Source organism: Flavobacterium sp. IMCC34852 (assembly GCF_030643905.1).
Taxonomy (GTDB): Bacteria; Bacteroidota; Bacteroidia; order Flavobacteriales; family Flavobacteriaceae; genus Flavobacterium; species Flavobacterium rivulicola.
On record NZ_CP121446.1, the window covers coordinates 284,524 to 301,018 of the forward strand.

Consider the following 16,495-nt stretch of genomic DNA (forward strand, 5'->3'; position numbering starts at 1 on the left):
ATATGAATTAAAAATCTGTTATTTGAAATTTGCTTTCTGCCTTCTATTTTTTACTCGAAAGATAAACCCCAATCAAAATAATAAAGGCACCAATAAACTGAACCGGAGTCAGCATTTCATTGTCTAACAATCCCCAAAAGAACGCCACTACCGGAATGAGATAAGTAACCGAAGTGGCAAAAACCGGTGAAGAAATCTGTATGAGCTTATAAAAAAGCACATTGGCAATTCCGGTTCCGATGATGCCTAAAACCGCTACAAACATCATGGCGTGCTGAACTTCTTTTGAAGAAACTACCGAAAAGAAATCAGTAAAAGATAAGATAATTAAAGCCGGAAACAGCATCACCAAAAAGTTCCCGACCGTGATGGTCAAAGGTTTTAAATCGGATAAATATTTTTTGATGAAATTCACATTCATAGCATAACAAATCGAAGCCATCAACACCAATATCGTATACCAATAATTCTGATTCGGATGATGCGAAGCGCCATTAAAAATTAGCAACATCGTTCCGGCAAAACCAATTACAACGCCTATGATTTGGGTTCGTTTAAAATCTAACCCAAAAACAACAGCGCCCAAAATCAAAGTGTTTAAAGGTGTCAATGAATTGAGTATAGAACTCACCGAACTACTGATTTGGGTTTGCGCTATGGCAAAAAGATAAGCCGGAATAAAAGTGCCGAATAGTGACGTGAGCGCAATAAATTTCCACTTGTGCAGCGGAATCGTCATCAAGTTTTTAAACCCTATCAGCAAAAGAAACAAAGCGCAGAATATAATTCGCAACGAACCCAACTGAAACGGATTCAAACTTACCAATCCTTTTTTGATCAAAATAAAGGAACTCCCCCAAATTAGGGCAAGTACAATTAAAATAATCCATTTAAACTGTGGCGACTTCATATGCAATTATCTGACTTCAAATTTTGTAATTATTTTAAGAATAATAACTTTAATTTTTATTTATTTTTGTCCACACAAACAAGCAATTAAGAATTAAAAATACAAACACCATGAATTTCACCAAATCATTAGTAACCTTGGGTATTGCCTCGACCATGCTTTTCAGCTGCAAAGATACCGCAAGTAAACCTGCCACTGATGACAACAAGCAAGAAGTTACGGCAAACGAACAAAAAACTCCTGCAGTAGCGGCCAAACCCGAAACGGCAAGTTTTAAAATAGAAGGAATGACTTGTTCTATGGGTTGTGCCAAAACCATTGAAAAAGAATTAGCGGAAATGAACGGCGTACAAAAAGCAACGGTAGATTTTGACAAAAAAGAAGCCACAGTCGAATTTGATGCCGCAGTTTTAACTCCGGAAAAATTATTCGCAACGGTAGAAGCTACCGGTGACGGAACAACTTATAAAGTAGTTGCTGCAAAATAATATCACATTAAATTATACTAAAAAGGAACTCAATTGAGTTCCTTTTTTTATTTAGCTTCGCTCTATTTGGCCTAACGGTCTCGGGTCCATTGGATGGTTTCCATTAATTGCTGCATGTCGTTTTTGATGTAATCTGCCGCCGGCATAATCGAGTCAAAATTAGGTTTGGCATAAAAATAAACCGAACCGGTGACAAAATGTTTAGTACTATCCGTGGCATAAAACTGGGCATTGGTTGCTGCATTTCCCCTAACTTGATAAAACATTCCGTATACTTTCTTATCAGGATTAATATAAGGTTGTTCCAAAATATCATCGGCTTTGATTACGTGTTCATAGGTTAATTTTTGCGCATCTCTCAACAATTTATTGATGTCGCCGTTTACCGTTTTATACGTCAAATAAATGGTTGCTTTCATTTTTGGATAATTGATAGAGAAACCACAATTTTTATCTTCTTTGATTATGGCATCCTCATTGATATCAAAAGCAACCGGACAATGATTACTAAATGAGACATATTGCGCTACCGGATAATCCAATCGCAATTGGCTGGCCGGTTTTGGTATCGCATCATCTTTACAACCTGTAAAACTCAATAGCAAAACCACCGTTAAAAAACCTATTATTTTATTTGTCATTATTTATTTATTCAAGCGTTACTTTTAGTTGTTTAATCCTTTTTTTGTCGACGGTTTCTATCGTAAATAGTACTCCTGAGAAATGAATTTTTTGCCCTTTTTTCGGAAAATTTCCGAGTATTTCTAAGATGAATCCGGCCAAAGTTTCTGCTTCACCTTTTCGTTCTTCAAATGCTTCTTCATCTACGGCTACAATTCGGTAGAAGTCTTTGAGATTGATTTTGCCTTCAAAGAGGAAATTCTTGTCGTCAATTTGGGAAAAATTAATATTTTCATCATCAAATTCATCCGAAATATCGCCGACAATTTCTTCGATTATATCTTCCAAAGAAACCAAACCCGAGGTTCCGCCGTATTCATCAACCACTATCGCTAAATGACTTTTCATCCGTTGGAAATCTTTGAGCAAATCATCGAGTTTTTTATTCTCAGGCACAAAAAACGGTTCGCGCATTAATGGGTTCCAATCAAATTCTTTTTTATGAATATGCGGAATCAAATCTTTGACAAAGAGTATGCCTTCAATTTGGTCAATGCTTTCTCGGTAAATCGGAATTCGAGAATAACCTTTGTCTACAATTTTAGGATAAATATCAACAAAGGTTTCTTCAATTTCGAGTGCAAATATATCAATTCTCGGACTCATCACCTGCTTGGTATCGGTGTTTCCGAAAGAAACAATACCTTCCAAAATTTTCTGTTCGTCAGAAGTAGTGTCATCTGTAGAAGTCATTTCCAAAGCTTGTGACAATTGGTCTACCGAAATATTGCTTTTTTGCCTTCCCAATTTATCGTGTAAATAATTTGAAACCGAACGCATCGGCAAACTAACCGGCGAAAGCAATTGGTCTAAAACATACAAGGGTTGCGCCATGCAAATGGCAAATTTCACATTGTTCCGACTGGCATAAACTTTGGGCAACACTTCCCCGAAAAGCAAGATTAAAAAAGTAATCAGTACAACCTCAACCCCAAACTTAAGGAAAGGCGATTGAATAGAAGCAAAAAGCGAATTACCCACAAATGAAAAAATAATAACCACGCCAATATTGACAAAGTTGTTGGCCAATAATAAGGTCGCCAATAATTTTTTAGGCCGCTGTAAAAGTTTGGAGATTAAATTTGCCTTTCTTTGGTTTTCGGCTGCTAACTTACTCAAGTCATTTTGGGAAAGAGAAAACAAAGCTACTTCTGATGCCGAAACCATAGCTGAACAAAACAGCAAAAGGAAAATTCCAAAACTTCCAAAAAGCAGGTTAGTGTCTAAAGTATCGAGAAAAGATAAACTGGGCTCGGGGTCCAATGGCTTAAAGGTTAGTTAAACAATATCAAAACGGCAAATCATTTTCGGGACTTGCTGTGTTTGGTGCTTCAAACGATGCCGGTTTTGGCTCTAAATTTTGTGGTGGTTTTACACCATCTACTTCTTTTTTGGTGGTTAAAAAAGTAAACTCGGTAACCTGTATTTCTGTGGTATATTTTGTAGTTCCGTCTTCAGCTTGCCATTGGCGCGACTTGATTCTGCCTTCAATGTAAATTTTATCGCCTTTGGATAAATATTTTTCACAAATTTCGGCGGCTTTGTTTCTGACTACTAAATTGTGCCATTCCGTAGAGGTAATTTTTTCGTTGGTTTGCTTGTTAATGTAAACCTCGTTAGTGGCCAAAGGAAAACGACCAATACAATTACCTCCTTCAAAATAGTGCATCTTTACTTCATCACCTAAGTGACCTATCAGCATAACTTTATTTAATGTCCCGTTCATCTTTCAGCGATTTGTTTTATTCCTCTCTAATCCATAGAATCATGAAGTACCTTGAGTCCTTCAAATTTACAATTTTTTTTGAAAATCAAAACCTTTCTTTTTCAATAAAATTATAAATAACAATCGGAAACGGCATTTTTTTAGCTGATTCCCAGTCAATTCCTTTTTCAAGCTTTCCTTTCACAACTATTTTCCAGAAATTGATATTCAAATGTTGGTGGGTCAATTTATGAACCGTGGTTTCCGAATTGTACCAATGGATATTGAGCACTTTATTGGTTACAAATGGTTGGTTTTGCATCAATTCCAACAGCGCTGTCTCGGTCAATTCCTTTTCGGTTTCCAACAACGGAAACTCGTATAAGTTGTACCAAATGCCCTTTTGAGTTCGTTTTTGCAATAAAGTGTTGGTGTTTTCATCCAAAAAAACTAAGTAATTAAAATAGCGTGTTCTTACTTTTGTTTTTTTCGATTTCACCGGAAGCGACGCTACTTTCTTCTTTTGCAAAGCGAGGCAACTATTGCTAAAAATACAATTTCCGCAATCCGGATTTTTCGGCACACATTGTAAGGCACCAAACTCCATGATGGCTTGGTTGAACAAATTGGCTTCGCCTTGAGGTAGTAACTCAGCCGCTAGTTTGGTAAATTCTTTTTTAGCTCCGGATGAAGCAATATCGGTTTCCACGTCGAAGTAGCGCGACAAAACTCGGTACACATTTCCGTCAACCACCGGAACGCTTTCATTATAGGAGAACGAAGCAATGGCGGCAGCGGTATATTCGCCTATGCCTTTTAGTTTTAATAATTCGGCATACGTTCTCGGGAATTCTCCGTTGAATTCAAACGCAACTTGTTGGGCTGTTTTGTGTAAATTTCTAGCCCGAGAATAGTATCCTAATCCTTGCCAAAGTTTCAGCACTTCTTCTTCGGTAGCATTTGCTAAATCAAAAACTGTTGGGAACGCTTTGGTGAAACGCAAAAAATAAGGCAATCCTTGCGCAACTCTGGTTTGCTGCAACATGATTTCGGACAACCATATAAAGTACGGATTCACGGTATTTCGCCAAGGCAAATCGCGTTTGTTTTGTAAATACCAAAGGATTAATGATTTAGAGAAATTCATAGCGGAATTTAGGTTTACAAAAATAAATCTTTATGTGATTAAATTTTAATAGATTATGCTTGAAATATTGTTTTTTTAATTCATATATTTGCAACCTCAAAAAATTACACATAATATTAAAATACGAAAGAAAATGACGAAAGCAGATATCGTAGCGAAGATTTCAGAAAAATTAGGTCTTGAAAAAGGAGATGTTCAAGCAACAGTGGAAGCATTTATGGAAGAAGTGAAAACTTCATTAGAAACTGGTGACAATGTTTATTTAAGAGGTTTTGGTAGCTTCATCATCAAAACAAGAGCTGAAAAAACAGGAAGAAACATTTCTAAAAATACTACTATCAAAATTCCTGCTCACAACATTCCGGCATTTAAACCTGCTAAAGTATTTGTAGAATCAGTAAAAACCAATACTGAAGTAGCAGTATAAAAACTTATTTATTAATCACAAAAACACAAGCTTATGCCAAGTGGTAAAAAAAGAAAAAGACATAAGGTAGCGACGCACAAACGTAAAAAAAGAGCGAGAGCTAACCGACACAAAAAGAAAAAGTAGTTCTAAACTACTTTTCTTTTTTTAAAAAAAGTTCATTGAAATCGAAGATTAGACAACTTAGACTGCTTAGACAGTTTAGACAACTTAGATAATCTAAGAAGTCTAACAATCTAACAATCTAACCGTCTAAAATTCACCGGGTAATAAACAATACCTGTTTAAATGTTTAATCCATCCTTACTTTAGCCGTCAGCAAACAGCCTTCAGTAATTAGCCTTTTGGGCTAAAAGCTAAAAGCCAAAAGCTGAACGCTTTTTGTCGGGATAAAAATTTACAACATGAATAAAGAATTAATCATCCGTAGTGGTGACAATGCTGTAGATTTTGCCTTATTAAAAGATGGAAAACTAATTGAATTACACAAACAGGAAGACACAAGCAACTTTCAGGTTGGTGATATTTTTATCGCCAAAATCAGAAAACCAGTTGCCGGTCTAAATGCTGCTTTTGTAAACGTAGGCTTTGAAAAAGATGCCTTTTTACATTACCACGATTTAGGTCCAAACTTGGCTTCTTATTTGAAATTCATAAAACTTGTAAGCGCAGGTAAACTAAAAGATTTCTCCCTAAAAAACTTCCAGTTTGAGAAAGAGATTGATAAAGATGGCACGATATCAGACATTCTGAGTGCCAATCAATCGGTATTAGTACAAGTAGTCAAAGAACCTATTTCCACCAAAGGACCAAGAATCAGCACCGAGCTGTCATTCGCGGGAAGATTTGTAGTTTTAGTTCCGTTTTCTGACCGCGTTTCTATTTCGCAAAAAATAGAATCCAAAGAAGAAAAAGACCGTTTGAAAAAACTAGTGCAATCCATCAAACAAAGAGGTTTCGGGGTTATTGTGAGAACAGTAGCCGAAGGCAAAAGCATAGCCGAATTAGAAAAAGATTTGCAGAACTTAATGAATAGATGGACTGCAATGTGTAAAAAATTACCAACCGCTCATCATCCGTCCAAGATACTGGGAGAGCTGAACAAAGCGTCTTCCATATTGCGAGATGTATTCAATGATACTTTCACGAGTATTCAAACAGATGATGAAGAGTTGTACCAAGAAACAAAGGACTATTTAGCCGAAATAGCGCCCGAGAAACAAAAAATAGTGAAGCTTTACCAGTCGAAAGACGTGCCATTGTTTGAGAAATACCATATTGAGCGACAAATCAAAACTTCATTTGGGCGCACGGTATCCATGAGTAAAGGAGCTTATTTAATTATAGAACACACCGAAGCTTTACACGTTATCGACGTGAACAGCGGCAACCGTTCTAACAAAGCTTCTAACCAAGAAGATACCGCACTCGAAGTGAATATGATTGCCGCTGCCGAAATCGCCAGACAATTGCGTCTGCGAGACATGGGTGGTATTATTGTAGTCGATTTTATCGATATGCAAAATCCGGACAATCGCCAAGTGTTGTTCAACTTCCTTAGAGAAGAAATGAGCGACGACAAAGCCAAACACAAGATCTTACCGCCGAGTAAATTCGGATTAGTCCAAATCACTCGCCAACGCGTAAGACCTGAAGTAAATATAGAGACCCGAGAAGAAAATCCGAACAATTTGAGCGGTGATGTAGATGCACCCATCCAAATTATCGATAAGATTAATTTCTCCCTCGAAAAAATTATCAAAGACCACAGCGGTGTGAAACTTAACGTTCACCCATTCGTGGCAGCATACCTTAAAAAAGGTTTTCCATCATTACGTTCAAAATGGTTTTTTGAACATAAAAAGTGGGTGAAAATCATACCTCGTGACGCTTACACGTATTTAGAATACCATTTCTTTGACAACCAAGGAAATGAAATTAAAGAATAAAGGCTGAATCATTCAGCAAACAAAAACCGCCTTTCATAACGATTGGCGGTTTTTTGTTTTTGTTAGAAGCTAATCCGGCTATACGTTGCAATCTTTTTCGTCAGCACTAAAGGGTCTCAATTATAAACCCGAAAGACGAAAAAGGATTTCCACTGCTATCCGGGCTAGGGTAAACTGCTTACTAAAAGATTCAACCTATAACAATAAAACATCTCAGAAAAATCCCGTTAGGGATTAAATTTGGGTAACAACAATAAACGTGTTTAAAAGAAATCCCGTTGGGGATGATATAATCAAATTGGATCTTTAAAAATATAACGCTCATCATACACAACCTCAAACAATTCTAAAAACTCTAAATATTCCTGTCTAAAACACTTTTTGGCATGATGCTGTTCTTGGCTTTTAATATAATTAATCACATTATTAACCTGAGATTTAGAATAAGAGAACGCACCATAACCTTCTTGCCATTCAAATTTTACTTTGAGAAACTTTCTCTCATTAATCCATTTTGATGAGCTTCCTTTAATATCTTGCATTAAATCCGACAGCGATTGTGTTGGTCGCATCCCAACCAATATGTGGATGTGATCGGGCATTCCGTTAATTACTAGTAATTTGTGTTTGTGATGCTTGATTATTCCGGCCATATATTGGTATAATTCGTCTTTAAAAGATAAATGAATTAATCCGTCGCGGTATTTTACAGCGAAAACAAATTGGATATGAATTTGGGTGTATGTGTTGGCCATTTAATATCATCCCTAACGGGATTTTAATCAATTTTAATTAATATTCTACCAATATTGAATCCCTAACGGGATTTTGTTAAAGCAAAAATAGAAGTATTAAAGCCTTGGCTGTTACAGTTTTTGTGTACTTTTTAAGATGGAAAAGCTATTAAAGATTGTTAACCATTATTAATCCTTAATAATCTCCACCCGTCTCTTAATCTCATTCCCAAATTCATCCGCCACCGTAATATAATGAATCCCGGTTTCGGCAGTAATTTGCATTTCATGAAACGTTTGCGTCGTGCCTTTGTATTCGTTGTCTACGTACCAAAACAACTTGGCTTCTCGGTTGGAATGCGCCACCTTTAAAATCACGGGCTGCACATTACTGTTGAAATCCTTGGCCAAATAAATCTTACTGTTGGTTTTGGGATAAATAAAATCCATGGCGGCTTTTTGGTCTTGCTTACAATCTTCCCGAAATGGTGGCAACGGTTGGTAATCAATATGCAAACTCTTGTAATACCATTCCATCACCGGCGGCAACACAAACCATTTTTTGGAAACAATTTTATCCACATCTTCGCAACTGCTGTTCACTCTGAATTGTTGTGTAACATCCAAATGCACCAATTTGTGATACGGGCAAACGGTTGTTTTCTTGCCTCTTCTCGTGATTAATTGCTTGGTTTTCGGGCAATCGTCTTGGGCTAAATGACCGCTTAGCGAACAAACCTCAGCATATTCCAAATCATTCAACGGCGGTTGGAACCATTTCTTTTTGGGCAACAAATTAAAGACATCAAACAATATCGGTGCAGCACTTCCCACTCCGGTCAATTCAGGTCTGCCTTCACCATTGGCATTGCCAACCCATACGCCAACTACGTAACGAGAATTCGTTCCAATTGCCCAAGCATCGCGGTTCCCGAAACTGGTTCCGGTTTTCCAAGCGAGTTCTAATGACGAATCGTAAAACTTCCAAGCTTCGTCGCCTTCCGGTCGGTTGACTTCCTTCATCGCATTATACGTCAAATAAATCGAACCTGCGCCAAAGATGTTTTTCTGAAAACTGTCTTCGCCATAATCTTGTTCGAAACCGTTGACATAATTCAACTCGGTAAATTCTTGGGTTCGGTATTTTCCGCTCGATTGATTGAAATAATTAATCGTGGAAGACATATTCGCATAGGCGCGACACAAATCCCACAAATTGCTTTCGGCGCCTCCCAAAATCAATGACAATCCGTAATGGTCCGGATGTTGGTTAATGTTTTTGAGTTTTAATTTCTGGGTCAATTCATAAAAATTATGCACGCCATGTTCCTGCAACATCAACACGGATGGAATGTTCAACGAACGCGATAAAGCTCTTTGCGCCGGAACAGCTCCGTCAAACGTTAGGTTAAAATTCTGTGGTGTATAGCCCGAAATTTGCGTGGGAATATCGGCCACCAAGGTATTGGGCAACAATTCGCCTTCATCGAGCATGGAGGCAAATAGCAACGGTTTCAAAATACTACCCGTACTTCGCGGAGCGCCTATGATATCTACATCTTTGTCGTGGTCTTTGTCTGTGGGTGAATTGCCGACATAACTAATCACATTGCGGTTTTGAATATCAATGACCATAATCGCCAAGTTGTGTACTTCGTTTTGTTTGTACTGGTTGTAATACTGAAGCGCGATTTGGTTCACGCGGTTTTGCAACGAAATATCGACGGTGGTTTTGATGCGTTTGCCTTCGTCGGTCTTCGCGATTCTTTGTAGCAAATGAGGCGCAATCTGCGGCAAATTATACGGTTTTTGCGGCAACGGTTCTTTAACCGCCAATTCGTAAGTCAGCTTGTCGATGATTTTTTCGTTGTAGAGTTTGAGCAACAACGTATTGCGTTTTCGCAGCAACTTAATTTGGTTTTTGCCGGGATAAATCAAACTCGGCGCATTGGGTAATACGGCTAAAGTCGCGCTTTCTGCCCAAGACAATTGATACGATTGCACTCCGAAATACCGCCAAGAAGCCATTTCCAATCCAACCACATTACCACCATAAGGCGCATGAGCGGCATACAATTCGAGTATTTTTTCTTTCGAATGACGGAACTCTAATCTTGTGGCCAATATCATTTCGATTCCTTTTTCGAAATACGTTCGCTTTTTGTTTTTGCGCGACAATCGAATGACTTGTTGGGTCAACGTACTACCGCCGCGAACGACTTTCCCTGCGCTTCTGTTTTGCTGAAAGGCTTTCACCATCGCCACAGGATTGAATCCCGGATGATGATAAAAATGTTCGTCTTCAAAATACACGATACATTTTTTAAACTTATCAGGAACACTGTCTTGTGCCGGAAAACGCCATTGCCCATCACGGGCGATTTTGGCCGCCAGCAATTCGCCGTCACTGCTTTCGATGACGGTAGCATAAGGTTCTTCGAATAAAACCCTTGGCAATGAAAAGTAATAGACCAACAACAGTATAAAAAATACCGCCGATTTCTTTGGATTGCTTTTGATGTAAGTTGTGAAGCGTTTCAGTAACGCTTTTAGTTTGGTTTTCACGATGGCAAAAATTCAAATGGTTTTTTCAATAGCCCCGATCGTAGTGGAAATCAAAAATTGGAACGAAGAGCGGGAACACGGTTTCCCTATAATTCCCGAACCTTTCGCTCCTAAATTTATTTTACCACTTCCACCCATTGTCCTTTAGTACGCGCTAAAAACTCGTTGTCGTACATCGCTTCACACTGCAATCCAGGCAAATAGTATTTACCCAAATAAGAAGCATTCAACAAGATTTTGAACTGTCGGGTTTCGGCTGCTTTCAAACTGAAATAGTAATTGGCTCGGTCATCCCGAATGTCGATATAATCGGCTACATTGCTTGTGGCATCACCAAAATCGGTGTAGCGCGTGTTCACAATTTCAAATCCGGATGGCAGAATTTGCGACAAAGCAATGTTTTCCACTCTTTCGTTTTTGCGGTTGGTCAACGTCACTTCAGCATAAAATTCTGTTCCTTGCGCAATTTTGGAAACGCTGATGGCTTTGCCTTTTCGGTCTTTGAACACCACATTAGCGCTCACATTACTTTGCATTGGTTTTTCGCTTCCCACCGGAAGAATCCCGCTATTCAAGACTCGAACAAACAACGTATTCTTTTTGTTGTTTTTAATCGTCACCGAATTGTTGCCCATTTTAACTGCCAAGTTGCGTTGTGCCAAAGTTTTATCGGTTGTAATAACTTCCGGTTTTCCGGCATTGGTATACGAAATGGAAACGCCTTTTGGACCATTCGACTTGGCGAATTTGGCCATCGCATACAATCCGTAAGCGGTTGTTTGTGTACTCATCCATTGTTGGCTCGAAAGGTTTTTGGCCAATTTGGTAGCCATGGCAAACGCTTTTTGTTTTTGGCCTAACAATATCAAGGTTTCTAAAGCCATCGCACGGTTTCTATCGGCTGAACCATAGTAATAATGGTAATAATTGTTGTCTGAAACTTGTTCATCAATAAACGATTTGCTCAGCAACGACATGCCCGCACTATTTTGTTTAACCAAAGCATAACTCGCGGCCAAACGCAATTTGCTTTCGTTAGAAATACCAACAGTTTCTCGCAATCGGTTCATCGAAGCTAAATCGGCCGAACCGGCTAAAGCTAAGGTGTACAAACGATAAGCCTGAGCAAAATCATTGCCTTCTTGTTTTTCAAAGCGCCATTGTTTGGCTTGTTTTTGTTGGTAACTAATCCATTTGGTTTTGAAATTGATAGGCAACACATAGCCTTTTTTCTCCGCTTCAATCAGGAAATGTCCTGCATAAGAAGTTCCCCAATCATCCGTATCGGAGTTCCCCGGCCAATAAGAAAGACCGCCATTCGCTTGTTGGAAATTCCCCAATCGCTGAATTCCGGCCGTGACATTTTTCTGGATTTTTTGTTTGTAGGTCGCATCCAAATCCATAATCTCCGTCAAATACAATTGCGGGAATACCGACGAAGTAGTTTGCTCCACGCAACCGTGAGGATACTGAATCAAATAATCCAATCTTCTGCCGAAATCGACAGTCGGCACCGAGGACACTTCCATCTTCGCTTTGTTGCTGCCGCTTACGCCAAAGGTTTTCCATGAAATGGTTTTCGAACTATTAGGCGGAATGACAATATCGGTAAAGGCATTCGTCACCGGATTTGGATTGGTCACATCAATTTCAACGGTGTAAGTCGATTTTTCTTTACCCGAAGTCGCGATGATGTCTATTTTCCCAATGCCGGTTGTGGCACCGACTTCCAAATTGAAATACGCCATCTTTTCATCCGGTTCGGTGAATTTTACGATTTGGCTCGAGTTGCCTACCACTCTGACACTACTATTGGTTTTGATTTGCAGCGTTACATTTTTGATGTGTTTTTCTGTGGCGAAAAGCGTTACCGGAATGGTTACTTTTTCCGAAGGTGAAATTTTTCTCGGCAACGACGCCAAAATCATCAACGGACTTTTGACTTGCGTGGCTTTTTCGGCCATACCGTAAGCGCTGGTTTTGGCATCAGCCGCCACGACCATAGTTCGCACCGAACCGATGTATTTCGGCAATTTGATTTGGTGGATTTTAGAACCGCCGTTCAATTCAAATGGTCCAAAGTACATTACCACCGGTTTGAAACGATTCGCTTTTTTGGCTTTGCCACCGCCGGCATCGGCATCTCCACCAATACTGAACACTTGGTTGACTTTTCCGCCATAAGCGCCAATCACATCATCATAAATATCCCAAGTTCTTACGCCTAACGCTTCACGGGTATAGAAACTCGTCCAGGCATTAGGGGTTTTAAAACGGGTTAAATCCAACAAACCTTCATCGACTACGGCGATGGTATAAGTCATTCTCTTGCCTTTCTTTTCAGAAACTTTGACATTAACGGTTTGCTCCGGACGCAAGACATCCGGCATAGAAAGTACCGGTTCCAATACTGTATTCTTATCGATTACTTCAATCGGAACGATGCCGTACATTCTGATAGGCGAATCGTTTTTGGTAGAAGCGTGCGGTTGCAATAAGGAAATGTTGATGTACACATTTGGCGCCATGTCACCGGTGATAGGCAATTCAACCGTGGTTTCCCCTTTTTTGGTTTTGGCCCAAATGGTTTTCAATACTTTGGTTCCATTTTCAATAGAAATCATTGCTCTTCCGCCTTCACTCGATGGGAAGAAAATTTTGGCTTTATCGCCAACGGCATAATTGGTTTTATCGGTGGTGAATCGCAACATGGTTGCTGACTCTCCATCAGTACTTCTGCTTTTGGCAGACCACCAAGGCATATCAATGTAAACTCTAACTCCGGTTGCATGACCATCAGTTGGATCAGTTACTCGGATTAAGTAATTGCCCCAATCTTCATCGGGAACCGAAAAGGAGATACTTCCTCTACCGGACGCATCTGTATTAATGTAGAAATTTTTGTATCCAATGGTCGCATTCGAAGTATTATAGTTGGACAAATTATCATTCGAAGCATCCCACCACCAACGCGATTGCAAACGGTAAACGCTAACTTGCAAATTTTTAACTGAACGCGGACGACCGGTTTCACTTACCGTTACGATGTCAAAACGATTGTTTCTGCCGGTTTCAATCATGCCGTATTTATTCGGTTCAGGCGATTTTACGCCGACATAAGTTGGGTAAGGCGAATAAGAAGTCGATGCCACATCGGTACTCACATCGCCGCCGCTTTCATAGACTTTGGTAATAAACGCGGCTTTCAACATTCCCGGAGCCTGACCTTGAATCGTTGGTTTGATGGGAATAGAAGCTCGACCTTGAGCATTGACTTTTCCTGAGAAAATATTGATTTCTTCCGTATAGAAACTTCTAGTTGGATCATCAAAAACATAGTTGGAAAACCCTTTGAAAGTCGTTACCTGTTGGGAGAACTTGGCTTGTACTTCGGTTTTTAAATCTTTAGCCACCGCGCCATGCAACCACAATACTTGAATGTTATTGACGTTTTCTTTGTTGGCCGAAAGTATGGTTTCATTAAAACTGTTTTTAATTTTCAAACGATTCGGTTTGATGGTTTCAATCTTGATGCTTTTGTAAAAACGCGCGCCGCCAATACTGATTACTGCTTCCCAATTTCCGGTAATGTCTTCAGCTTCGGTTGGAATGATGAATTTGTAATGGTTGAGCGCATTCATTTTTTGCACCGCTTCGTAAACGGTTTTGCCGTTCGGGTCGTTCATTTTCAACTTAATCGGATGCGATGCCGGTAGTTTATTAGCATTATCATTTAAAATAAAAGACAAATACACCGTATCGCCAGGACGCCAAACGCCGCGTTCTCCGTAGATGTAACCTTTTAGTCCTTTTTGTAACGTTTCGCCGGAAACATCAAAATTACTCACGGACAAAGACAACTCATCATCAAGTTTTACGTAAGTACTTTGGTCACCATCGCTGACAATGGCGAAATAAGCATATTTCTCCAACCGGAACGAAGCCATACCATCGCTGTCTGTGGTAGAAGAAGCTATTTTTTGTTGTTGGAAATTGTACAAATCCACTTTGGCGCCCGAAACCGCTTTGGTAGAAACGATATCACTCACGGCAACCACAACCGATTTATCGGTACCGCGCTTGGCAATTACTCCTAAATCTGTGGCTAAAATATTGGTCCCGACTTTGGTGTTGTAAAAATAATAATCGGAACACGGATCTTGACTTTCGCGCCATTCGTAGTCTTCTTCGTAGTAGTAATCGTAGCCACTGTTGCTGTAATTCACATCATTTTCATCAACCTCTTCTTCATCTTCACGGTTGTAATAACCCTCTTCGTCTTCTTCATCATCCGGAGTAGTCGAAGAAGTACATCTGTACATCGAATACGCTTTTTTATACGAGAACTCTATGCGGTAAATTGCGCCCGGTTCGGGTTTAATGATTTTAGAAAGGTCCAAAGCATAAGTATTCCACTTGGTGTAATCTATTAGATTGTTTTGTTTTAATTCGATTTTAGTCTTGGCAATGGCTTGTCCCACTTGTCTCAGATTACGCGTTCCGTTGAGCTCATTGTTTTGCAAAAACTGCATGATGTTGTTTTTGTAGATTTTGAAAACCTTTACATCAACGGCATTTAAATTAGCGACTTCAAAATTGATTTTCAAATTATTAGAACTGGGTAAAATGTTACCGCTCTTAAGCAATTTTACACCCGGTTTTACTTGTTCGAACAACAGTTTCTCCGAATAATTATTTTTCATTTTGTTGCCGTAGATGTTTTCAATGCCTTGAAAAACTTCTACTAATTTACTACCGGAAAAACCATCTTGAGTCGACTGAACCGCTTCCACGATCTCTTCAACCGCTGCGGCTGCAGTATCAATGGCTACTGCGGTTGTGTCATATACTTCCTGAACTGCTACCGCTTCAGTTGCAGCACCACGGTCAACTTTGGATTCGGGTTCTTTATTGTAAAACACTTTCAGGACATTACCCATGGTAGCAAACTTCAAATTATTGGTGTTTTCTATCGCTACCAAACCTTTAAAATCTTGGTCTTTTTTAAGCGGGTCGGAAAAATTAATGAGCACCGATTGGTTGTTGGCATCGCCTACTTCAATCTTCAACACTTTGAACTGATTTTTACCCGGAATAGGGAATTTGGCCACGCCTTTTTGGTCGATATCCACATCGTCTCCATCCCAATTGATGATAATTTCACCATCGTCCTCAAAACGTTGGATACTATCGATTATGAATTTGAAATCGGTTGCCGTACTAACTGCTTTATCGAATTTGATTTTGAGTTTTTTGTCGTTTTGAGTGGCTTCGATAATTTTCTGAGCTTCTTCAAAACTTAGATTGTCAGCCGTTTTCAAGTTGCCGTGCAAGTAATACCAATCCCTGCTGTAAGACTGCAAATCTTGGGTATTCACTATAAAATCCTGCTTGATGGTTTTGACCGAAAAATTAAAATCTTTAAGCTCTTTCGGCACTTTATTGGTGATGTCGGATAAATGCAAAGTGATTTGGTACAAGGTGTTTTGTTCCAATTTTTCTTTGGGGATAAAGGCAATCGTGTTGGGAGATAATGCTACTACTTTTCCGCTTACGCTGGGAGAAATGTCGAATAAATCTTCGTCTAATTCCTGATTGGGTTTCCAATCGCTCTTGTTGAAGGCCAATTGGACCCTAAAATCCGAGTTGACCGAGACGAAGCCCGATGAAAATCCTGTAATGTAATCTTTGTAGAGTGAGGGATCTGAATCAAAATCGGAAGCCGATTTTTTAGAACAGGATTGCCATAGTAACATGGCAACAAGCAAACCTAGAATCTTGCTGGTTTTCATCGTTTAAAAAGAGATTATTTGTTAGAACTTATGCCTTGAGAGCCTCTCCTAAATCCCTCTCCAAAGGAGATGGACTTAAAAAATCAGGCTTGTCAAT

At 39.3% G+C, this 16,495-nt stretch carries 11 protein-coding genes; 3 read left to right on the forward strand and 8 right to left on the reverse strand.

The features are described 5' to 3' along the window. Positions 1-43: 43 nt before the first annotated feature. The gene (locus P7V56_RS01260) at positions 44-910 is read right to left on the reverse strand and encodes a DMT family transporter (RefSeq protein WP_171221483.1); all 867 of its coding nucleotides are present in this window, start codon (positions 908-910) and stop codon (positions 44-46) included. A gap of 110 nt (positions 911-1,020) precedes the next feature. Between P7V56_RS01260 and P7V56_RS01265 the strand changes: the two genes are divergently transcribed. After that, positions 1,021-1,398 (forward strand): heavy-metal-associated domain-containing protein, encoded by a 378-nt coding sequence (locus P7V56_RS01265; RefSeq protein ID WP_171221482.1) that lies wholly within the window; start codon positions 1,021-1,023, stop codon positions 1,396-1,398. A 71-nt stretch (positions 1,399-1,469) separates the two neighbouring features. Here the strand turns inward: P7V56_RS01265 and gldD are convergent, their stop codons facing one another. The 4 genes from gldD to mutY form a co-directional block, all read right to left on the reverse strand. Further along, positions 1,470-2,039, reverse strand: coding sequence for a gliding motility lipoprotein GldD (gene gldD, locus P7V56_RS01270; RefSeq protein ID WP_171221481.1), 570 nt, complete (start codon positions 2,037-2,039; stop codon positions 1,470-1,472). A 7-nt stretch (positions 2,040-2,046) separates the two neighbouring features. Continuing rightward, positions 2,047-3,342 (reverse strand): gliding motility-associated protein GldE, encoded by a 1,296-nt coding sequence (locus P7V56_RS01275; RefSeq protein WP_171221480.1) that lies wholly within the window; start codon positions 3,340-3,342, stop codon positions 2,047-2,049. Positions 3,343-3,367: 25 nt separating this feature from the next. Next, positions 3,368-3,805 carry a single-stranded DNA-binding protein gene (locus P7V56_RS01280; protein WP_171221479.1) on the reverse strand — a complete coding sequence of 146 codons (438 nt, stop codon included), beginning with the start codon at positions 3,803-3,805 and terminating at the stop codon, positions 3,368-3,370. 85 nt (positions 3,806-3,890) lie between these two features. Beyond that, positions 3,891-4,931: an A/G-specific adenine glycosylase gene (gene mutY / locus P7V56_RS01285; protein ID WP_171221478.1), complete on the reverse strand. Its 1,041-nt coding sequence runs from the start codon at positions 4,929-4,931 to the stop codon at positions 3,891-3,893. Positions 4,932-5,034: 103 nt separating this feature from the next. Here mutY and P7V56_RS01290 point away from each other — a divergent pair, with 103 nt between their 5' ends. Both P7V56_RS01290 and P7V56_RS01295 read left to right on the forward strand, forming a co-directional pair. After that, positions 5,035-5,358 carry an HU family DNA-binding protein gene (locus P7V56_RS01290; protein WP_262886121.1) on the forward strand — a complete coding sequence of 108 codons (324 nt, stop codon included), beginning with the start codon at positions 5,035-5,037 and terminating at the stop codon, positions 5,356-5,358. Positions 5,359-5,762: 404 nt separating this feature from the next. Continuing rightward, positions 5,763-7,307, forward strand: a complete 1,545-nt coding sequence (locus P7V56_RS01295) for an Rne/Rng family ribonuclease (RefSeq protein ID WP_171221477.1) — start codon at positions 5,763-5,765, stop codon at positions 7,305-7,307. Between the two features lie 293 nt (positions 7,308-7,600). On the opposite strand, the gene tnpA is transcribed toward P7V56_RS01295, so the two are convergent. The 3 genes from tnpA to P7V56_RS01310 all read right to left on the reverse strand — a co-directional run bounded on the left by tnpA (position 7,601) and on the right by P7V56_RS01310 (position 16,398). Further along, positions 7,601-8,062, reverse strand: a complete 462-nt coding sequence (gene tnpA / locus P7V56_RS01300; RefSeq protein ID WP_171221476.1) for an IS200/IS605 family transposase — start codon at positions 8,060-8,062, stop codon at positions 7,601-7,603. A gap of 168 nt (positions 8,063-8,230) precedes the next feature. After that, positions 8,231-10,606, reverse strand: a complete 2,376-nt coding sequence (gene pbpC, locus P7V56_RS01305; RefSeq protein ID WP_171221475.1) for a penicillin-binding protein 1C — start codon at positions 10,604-10,606, stop codon at positions 8,231-8,233. Between the two features lie 116 nt (positions 10,607-10,722). Continuing rightward, a complete protein-coding gene (locus tag P7V56_RS01310) occupies positions 10,723-16,398 on the reverse strand; it encodes an alpha-2-macroglobulin family protein (protein ID WP_171221474.1) in 5,676 nt (1,891 codons plus the stop codon). Positions 16,399-16,495: the final 97 nt, after the last annotated feature.